Origin of the sequence: Streptomyces sp. NPDC059455, from assembly GCF_042750115.1 — a bacterium.
In the GTDB taxonomy this organism is placed as follows: domain Bacteria; phylum Actinomycetota; class Actinomycetes; order Streptomycetales; family Streptomycetaceae; genus Streptomyces; species Streptomyces endocoffeicus.
In genome coordinates this window covers 1,262-8,314 of record NZ_JBHYVB010000035.1, presented here as the reverse complement: position 1 = coordinate 8,314, position 7,053 = coordinate 1,262, and the positions used below count along the sequence as shown (strand labels likewise).

The 7,053-nt window shown below is 72.0% G+C and carries 6 protein-coding genes; 3 read left to right on the top strand and 3 right to left on the bottom strand.

The features are described 5' to 3' along the window. Window positions 1-139: 139 nt before the first annotated feature. The 3 genes from ACFXB5_RS15255 to ACFXB5_RS15245 form a co-directional block, all read right to left on the bottom strand. On the bottom strand, window positions 140-1,471 hold the full coding sequence (locus ACFXB5_RS15255) for an NAD(P)/FAD-dependent oxidoreductase (protein WP_385207383.1): 1,332 nt from the start codon (window positions 1,469-1,471) through the stop codon (window positions 140-142). Next, complete coding sequence (locus tag ACFXB5_RS15250) at window positions 1,468-2,697, bottom strand: MFS transporter (protein ID WP_385207380.1); 1,230 nt, start codon at window positions 2,695-2,697, stop codon at window positions 1,468-1,470. The genes ACFXB5_RS15255 and ACFXB5_RS15250 overlap by 4 nt, the downstream gene beginning before the upstream one ends. Window positions 2,698-2,763: 66 nt before the next feature. Next, on the bottom strand, window positions 2,764-3,981 hold the full coding sequence (locus tag ACFXB5_RS15245; RefSeq protein ID WP_385207378.1) for an RNA-guided endonuclease InsQ/TnpB family protein: 1,218 nt from the start codon (window positions 3,979-3,981) through the stop codon (window positions 2,764-2,766). A gap of 25 nt (window positions 3,982-4,006) precedes the next feature. On the opposite strand from ACFXB5_RS15245, the gene ACFXB5_RS15240 reads away from it, so the two are divergent. The 3 genes from ACFXB5_RS15240 to ACFXB5_RS15230 all read left to right on the top strand — a co-directional run bounded on the left by ACFXB5_RS15240 (window position 4,007) and on the right by ACFXB5_RS15230 (window position 6,917). Continuing rightward, a complete protein-coding gene (locus ACFXB5_RS15240; protein ID WP_385207375.1) occupies window positions 4,007-4,186 on the top strand; it encodes a hypothetical protein in 180 nt (59 codons plus the stop codon). 199 nt (window positions 4,187-4,385) lie between these two features. Beyond that, window positions 4,386-5,744: a glutamine synthetase gene (locus tag ACFXB5_RS15235; RefSeq protein WP_385207372.1), complete on the top strand. Its 1,359-nt coding sequence runs from the start codon at window positions 4,386-4,388 to the stop codon at window positions 5,742-5,744. Between the two features lie 3 nt (window positions 5,745-5,747). Beyond that, complete coding sequence (locus tag ACFXB5_RS15230) at window positions 5,748-6,917, top strand: amidohydrolase family protein (RefSeq protein ID WP_385207369.1); 1,170 nt, start codon at window positions 5,748-5,750, stop codon at window positions 6,915-6,917. The last annotated feature ends 136 nt before the right edge of the window (window positions 6,918-7,053 follow it).

Here is a 7,053-nt window from a genome sequence, read left to right as displayed (position 1 = left end):
GGGCGTTTCTTATTCTCAGCCACCCGCTGGTCGGTTGCTTGCTGTTTGTTCCAAAAAACCCCCCCCCCGCCCCCAGTCGGCGGGCGCCGCGTCGGCGCCCGTCGCTGGGAGGAGAAGGCCGCCGCCGATGCCTAATGCGCTAGCCAGTACCGTCCTGCGTCCGATCACTGGAACTCCTTCTTCCCGATGAAGCGCCATGTACACGCCAAGGATAGCGTCGAACGTTCCGTACCGGGGCGAATGCGGAGGAAAGACCAGGATCCGGTGTACCGGTGAGCATCCCCGCCACCATTCGGCCGGTGGCGGGGGCGAGCATCAGCCCCAGCATGTTGTGGCCCGTCGCCAGCAGCACCCGGGGATGGCCGGGCACCGGTCCGATCAGCGGCAGCCCATCGGGGGTCATGGGCCGCGGCCCCACCCACTCCTCCTGGCGGTCGTCCCAGTCGGCATGGCGCAGATACGGGCGCGCGGCGGCGACGATGGCCTCGATACGGCGCCCCCGGAACCGGTCGGCGTCGCGCTCGAACTCCATCGTCCCGGCGACCCGGACCCGTTTGCCCATCGGAGTGAGCACCACCTTGGCCGCGCCGAGGTGGACCAGCCGGGACGGCGGCGGCTCGGCCGCCACCGAGAAGCTGTACCCCTTGCCCGCCACCAGGTCGATGTCCAGGCCGAGCCCGCGGACCAGTTCGCGCGACCAGACGCCCGCGGCGATGACCACCGCGTCGCCGGCGTACGTCCCCGCCGAGGTGCGCACCTCGGTACGGCCACCGCGGTCCGTGACGGCCGACACCCGGGCGCCCTCGACCAGTTCGACGCCCTGCCGCCGCAGCCGCTCGGCGAGCCGGTCCACGAAGAGCGAGGGGTCCAGGGACCACTGACGCTCCACCACGAACCCCGCCCGCGCGCCCTCGGTGAGCGAGGGCTCCGCCGCCGCGAGGCGGGCCCCCTCCAGCACACCGCCGGGCGCGATGGGCGCGTCCAGCCGGCGGAAGGCGGCGAGCGCCTCGGCGGCGTACTCGCGGGAGGGGAAGGCGAACAGGAAGCCGTCCTTGTGCGCCTCCCCGTCCACCCCGGCCGCCTCCAGCTCCTCGAAGAGCCCGAAGGTGCCCCTCGCGAGAGCGCCGAGGGCGGCGGCCCCCCGCGCGTAGTGGCGCGAGGTGGCCCGCAGCCCGAACCGGACCAGGAACCGCAGCAGTTCGGCACCGGCCGGGGGGTGGATCGCCAGCGCGCTGTCCTGGCGGTGCAGCCCGCGCAGCGCCGTACCGATGACACCGGGCGCGGCCAGCGGTTCGACCAGGTCGGGGCAGACCTCCCCGGCGTTGCCGCGGGACGCGCCGCTGCCCAGCCGGTCGCGTTCGAGGACGGTGACCCGCAGCCCGGCGCCACTGAGGTAGTGGGCACAGGCCAGGCCGACGACTCCGCCACCGACGATCGTGACCGTGGCGGGCGGGGTGTCCGGAAAGGTCATGAGGGCTCCTTCACCGCGGAGGACGGTGTGGTCGAAGAGGTCTCACGGCGGGCACGCCGCCCGCGGCGGCTGTGGTCCGTATCCGCCGCACTGGCGTCGGCGAGGGTGAGCCCGCTGGTCTCCGGGGCGAGGATGTACGACGTTCCCCAGCCGATGGCGCAGATCACCGCGCCGAGGAGCATGGCCAGCCGGGTGCTGTGGTCGAGGACGACGGGCGCTCCCCAGGTGCCGATGGCGGCGCCGACGCGGCTGATGCCGGTGGCGAAGCCGTTGGCGGTGGCCCGGACCCCGGTCGGGAACAGCTCGGAGGGGTAGATGGCCTGGAGGCACTGGCTGGAGAAGCACGCCACGCCGAAGGCCGCGAAGAGGACGATCACGACGGCCGGTGAGGGGTGGGCGAGGACGGCGAGGCCGAGCAGGGGGATCGCGGAGAGGCCGAAGCTCCACAGGAGCAGGGTGCGCCGCCCCTTGTTGATGACCAGGATCCCCGAGAGCGAGCCGAGCACGAAGAAGATCTGCACCACGACCGAGCCGAGGTAGGAGTCGTTGCCGTCGGCCAGTCCGAAGGAGGACAGGATGGTGGGTTCGTAGGTGGTGATGGCGTAGATCGGCAGCAGCTGACAGGCCCAGAAGACGCTGACGAAGACGGTCCGCCGCAGATAGGCGCCGCGGAACATATCGCCGTAGCGGGTGCGCGAGGCGGTGTCGGCCTCCAGGTCGTCCAGGCTCGCGTCCGGGCCGAGCATCTGCTTCAGCACGGCCTCCGCCTCCTGGCCGCGGCCCTTGCTGAGCAGCCAGCGCGGTGACTCGGGGGTGCCGAAGCGCAGCAGGAGGATGAGGACGGCGGGTATCGCACTGCTCGCGAGCATCCAGCGCCAGTCGTCATGGCCGGAGGACAGCATCGCCCAGCCGACGACGTACGCGACGGCGGCGCCGACCGACCACATGGTGACCATGATGACCAGCAGCGGTCCCCGGGAGTTCCGCGGCGCGAACTCGGAGGCGATGGTGCCCGCGATCGCGAAGTCGGCACCGATGGCGATGCCCATGAGGAAGCGCAGCACGGTGAGCTGCCAGGGATCGGCGACGAAGAACTGGGCCGCGGAGAGCAGGATGAAGGCGGCGATGTCGAAGAGGTAGACCTTCTGCCGCCCGACCCGGTCGGTGACATAGCCGAAGACCAGGCCACCGGCGAACATGCCGACCAGGGAGGCCGAGCCGACCACTCCGGGGTGGTGGGGAGTGGAAGCGCGACGCCGATGATGCTGAGGATTTGACTTCCGCTCCCCGGCCTAAAGACCGGGGATTCCTGCCACGGTCGGCTGACCGTCTCGGTGGGTTCCTGCTTCACCGCGCTGGGCCGGTACGAGTACCGGTCTTACCTGCGCTCGACAGGCTGACACCGCCAGTCCGGCGGCCTTGGCGACGTTGACCGCCGCGTTGATGTCCCGGTCGAGGACGACTCCGCAGGCCCGGCATTCCCACACTCGGATGTGCAGGGGCTTGGGGCCGTCCTTGACGCCGCACCGCGAGCAGACCTGGGAGGTCGGCTCGAACCGTCCGATGCGGTGGAAGCCACGGCCGAACTTCGCGGCCTTGTACCCCAGCATCGTCACGAATGCGGACCATCCGGCGTCGTGCACGGACTTGGCCAGGCGCGTACGGGCGAGCCCCTTCACCGCCAGGTCTTCCACCGCGACCGCTTGGTTATCGCGGATCAAGCGGGTGGAGAGCTGGTGGTGGAACTCGCGCCGCGCGTCGGCCACCTGCGCGTGAGCGCGGGCGACCTTGAGCCTGGCCTTCTTCCGGTTGTTTGAGCCCTTCGCCTTGCGGCTGAGGGCCCGCTGTGCGCGCTTGAGCTTCATCTCGGCCCGGCGCAGGAAGCGAGGAGCGTCGATCTTCGTGCCGTCGGACAAGACGGCGAAATGCCCCAGCCCCAGGTCGATGCCGACGGTCCTGTCGCTCTCGGCCGAGGTGACGGGCTCGGTCTCCACAACGAAGCTCGCGAAGCACCTTCCGGCAGCGTCCTTGATCACGGTCACCGTGGAGGGGACCGAGGGAAGGCCGCGGGACCACTTCACCCGCACGTCCCCGATCTTCGGCAAGGACAGGTCGCCGCCGGCGGTGATCTTCCATCGGGCGTTCGCGGTGAACCGTACGGCCTGCCGGTTGTCCTTGCGGGACTTGAACCGGGGCGCGCCCATGCGTGGGCGCTTGCCCTTCAGCCCGTCGAAGAAGTTCCGGTACGCGGCGTCCAGGTCCCGCAGGGACTGCTGGAGCACGACAGCGGACACCTCGCCGAGCCACACGCGCTCTTCGGTGAGCTTGGCCTGGGTGATCAGCAGCTTGGACAGGTCCCCGGTCTTCGGGAACGCCTCACCTGCGGCGCGGGCGGTCTCACGGGCGCGAAGCGCATCGTTGTAGACCACCCGCGCACACCCGAACGCCCTGGCCAGCGCGGAGCGCTGAGGACCGTTCGGGTACAGACGGAAGCTGTACCTCAACTGCATACCGATCACCCTACTCAGCTGGGGTATGGCTGAGTATCAGAACATCCGTACTGGTCGCCACCCCACCTTCGCCCTTCACGCACATGGGGTTTTCGTGACGGAGAAGATCGGGAAGTTGTCGGGCCGCCGGGTGCGCGAGCCCGGCCAGGCCATCGAGATGTATCTCGCCTCCCTCGCCGACATCCTCCAGGAGGGGGCCAGGTGACGTAGGCGGTCTCCGCCAGGTGGCCGAAACCGGACGCCTCGGCGGGCGGGCCGATCCCCTCGACGCCGCGGCCGGTCGTGTCAACCTCCGACCGGCATAAGCCACCGTCACACCCCGTATGCGATCGGGACAATGCGTCACCACAAGACCGTCCGCAGGCAATAGTCTCGGCGTACAGGACGTGGCTGAGGAGGCGCCCATGGGGACCGGGGATCGCGAGCAGGCATACGCACGGGCTCGGCAGGAGGCCGAGCGGCTCACCGCGACCGGCATCCAGGCCATCGCGCTGACCTGGGTGGACAACGCGGGTCTGACCCGGGTGAAGTCCGTGCCCACCGCGCGGCTGCCCCATGCCGCGCGACGCGGGGTCGGGATGTCCCCCGTCTTCGACGTCTATCTCGTGGACGACTCCATGACCACCAGCCGCCATGTCGGCGGCCCGGACGGGGATCTGCGGCTCCTCCCCGACCTGGACCGGCTCACCCCGCTGGCCGCGCAGCCCGGCTGGGCCTGGGCCCCGGTCGACCGGTACGACCAGCGGGGCCGGGCGCACCCCGTCTGCCAGCGGCTGTTCGCCCGGCGGATGACCGAGCGGGCGTGGGAGCGGGGGCTGACCGTGCGCATGGGGTTCGAGACCGAGTGGGTCGTCACCACGGGCGACCCGGACCAGGACCCGCCGCGGTACCCCACCGCGGGCCCCGCCTACGGCATGGCGCGGGTGGTCGACCTCGCCGACTACCTCGCCGATCTGCTCGGCGCGCTGGACGCGCAACAGGCCGAGGTGCACCAGCTCCACCCCGAGTACTCCCCCGGGCAGTTCGAGGTGTCCCTGGCGCCCGCCGATCCGGTCGGCGCCGCCGATCTCGCCGTACTGGTACGGGAGACGATCCGGGCGTGCTCCGGGCGCGCCGGGTTCAACCCGATGTTCGGCCCGGTGGTGGACCCGGGCGGGGTCGGCAACGGCGCCCATCTCCATCTGAGCCTGTGGCAGGGGGACCGCAATCTGTGCCGGGACGGCGACGGGCCCAACGGCATGACCGCGACGGCCGAGGCGTTCCTCGCCGGGGTGCTGCGCGAGCTGCCCGCCCTGCTCGCCATCGGCGCCCCCACCCCCGCGAGCTACCTCCGGCTCGAACCCTCCCGCTGGGCCGGGGTGTACCAGTGCTGGGGCCTGGAGAACCGGGAGGCCGCGGTGCGCTTCATCACCGGCGCACCGGACGACCCGGGCGCCTCCAACGCCGAGATCAAGTCCTTCGACCCGGCGGCCAACCCCTACTTGGTGGCGGGCGCGGTCATCGCCGCGGGCCTCGGCGGGCTGGACGCCGGGCTCTCCCTGCCCCCACCCGTCTCCGGGGACCCGGCCGTCGAGGGACGCGAGCGGCGGCTGCCCACCTCGCTGCTGACGGCCCTGGAGCACTTCGAGGACTCGACCGTGCTGCGCGAGGCGCTGGGCGATCCGCTCTTCGAGTCCATCGCCGCGGTGCGCCGGGCGGAGTCCGCCCTGTTCGAGAAGTCGTCCCCGCGCGAGATCGCCATCGCGACCCGGAGGCGATACTGACCGATGGAGGCCGCCGAGCAGACGGATCCGACCGAGCCGCCGCTGCCGCCCCTGGTGGACCACCACTGCCATGGGGTGGCCCGCTCCGAGCTGGGCTCGGCCGAATTCGAGGCGTTCCTGACCGAATCCGACGCGCCCGCCGCGCTCGGCACCACCTTCTTCGACAGCCAGCTGGGGTTCGCGGTGCGCCGCTGGTGTCCGCCGCTGCTGGACCTCGAACCGCACTGCCCGCCCGCCCCCTACCTCGCCCGGCGGCGCGAGCTGGGCGCACGGGAGGTGAACCGGCGGCTGCTGGGCGCCGCCGGGATCAGCGAGTTCCTGGTGGACACCGGGCTGCCGGGCAATCTGACCACCCCTCAGGAGCTGGCCCTCGCGGCGGGCGGCACCGCCCATGAGATCGTCCGTCTTGAGCAGCTCGCGGAGCGGATCGCGGACACCTCGCTGACCGCCGACGACTTCCTGACGGGGATGGCGGACGGGATCCGGGAGGCGGCCCGTACGGCGGCGGGTTTCAAATCGGTGGCCGCCTACCGCTACGGCCTGGACTTCGAGCCCGATCCGCCGGGCCCCGGCGCCGTCCACACCGCCGCCGAACACTGGCTGGCCCGGCGCGCCCAGGGCGGCACCGCCGCCGCCCGGGTCACCGACCCCGTACTGCTGCGCCATCTGCTCTGGTCGGCGGCGTACACCGGGCTGCCGCTGCAACTGCACACCGGGTTCGGCGATCCCGATCTGCGGCTGGACCGCTGCGATCCGCTCGCCCTCACCGACTTCATCCGCGCCGTGCGCCCCACGGGCTGCACGCTGATCCTGCTGCACGGCTATCCGTACCACCGCGGCGCCGCCTATCTGGCCGCCGTCTTCCCGCATGTGTACGCCGATGTGGGGCTGGCCCTGTCACACACCGGGGCGCGGGCCGGGGCCGTGCTCGCCGAGATGCTGGAACTCGCCCCGTTCGGCAAGGTGCTCTTCTCGACCGACGCCTACGGTCTGCCCGAACTGTATGTGGTGGGGGCGCGGCTCTTCCGGGAGGCGCTGACCGGGCTGCTGACCCACTGGGTGGCGCAGGGCGCCTGGTCCCGCCGCGACGCCCGCCGGGTGGCCGCGCTGCTGGGCGCGGACAACGCCCGCCGCGTCTACGGCCTGGGCACCCCGGCCCCCCGCGAGGGGTAGGGGGTGTCCGGCGGCTCGTGACGCCTGCGGCGGGCCGCTCCCCGCCCCGCCCCTTCCCGACACCTGACGATATGCGGCTCCGCCGCGTGCGGGGCTCCGCCGCGTGCGGGGCTCCGCCGCGTGCGGGGCTCCGCCG

What these genes read in the sequence shown, in the direction of transcription:
- ACFXB5_RS15245 (WP_385207378.1), bottom strand. Translation starts at nt 3,981, where the DNA reads ATGCAGTTGAGGTACAGCTTCCGTCTGTACCCGAACGGTCCTCAGCGC.
- ACFXB5_RS15230 (WP_385207369.1), top strand. Translation starts at nt 5,748, where the DNA reads ATGGAGGCCGCCGAGCAGACGGATCCGACCGAGCCGCCGCTGCCGCCC.
- ACFXB5_RS15240 (WP_385207375.1), top strand. Translation starts at nt 4,007, where the DNA reads ATGGCTGAGTATCAGAACATCCGTACTGGTCGCCACCCCACCTTCGCC.
- ACFXB5_RS15235 (WP_385207372.1), top strand. Translation starts at nt 4,386, where the DNA reads ATGGGGACCGGGGATCGCGAGCAGGCATACGCACGGGCTCGGCAGGAG.
- ACFXB5_RS15255 (WP_385207383.1), bottom strand. Translation starts at nt 1,471, where the DNA reads ATGACCTTTCCGGACACCCCGCCCGCCACGGTCACGATCGTCGGTGGC.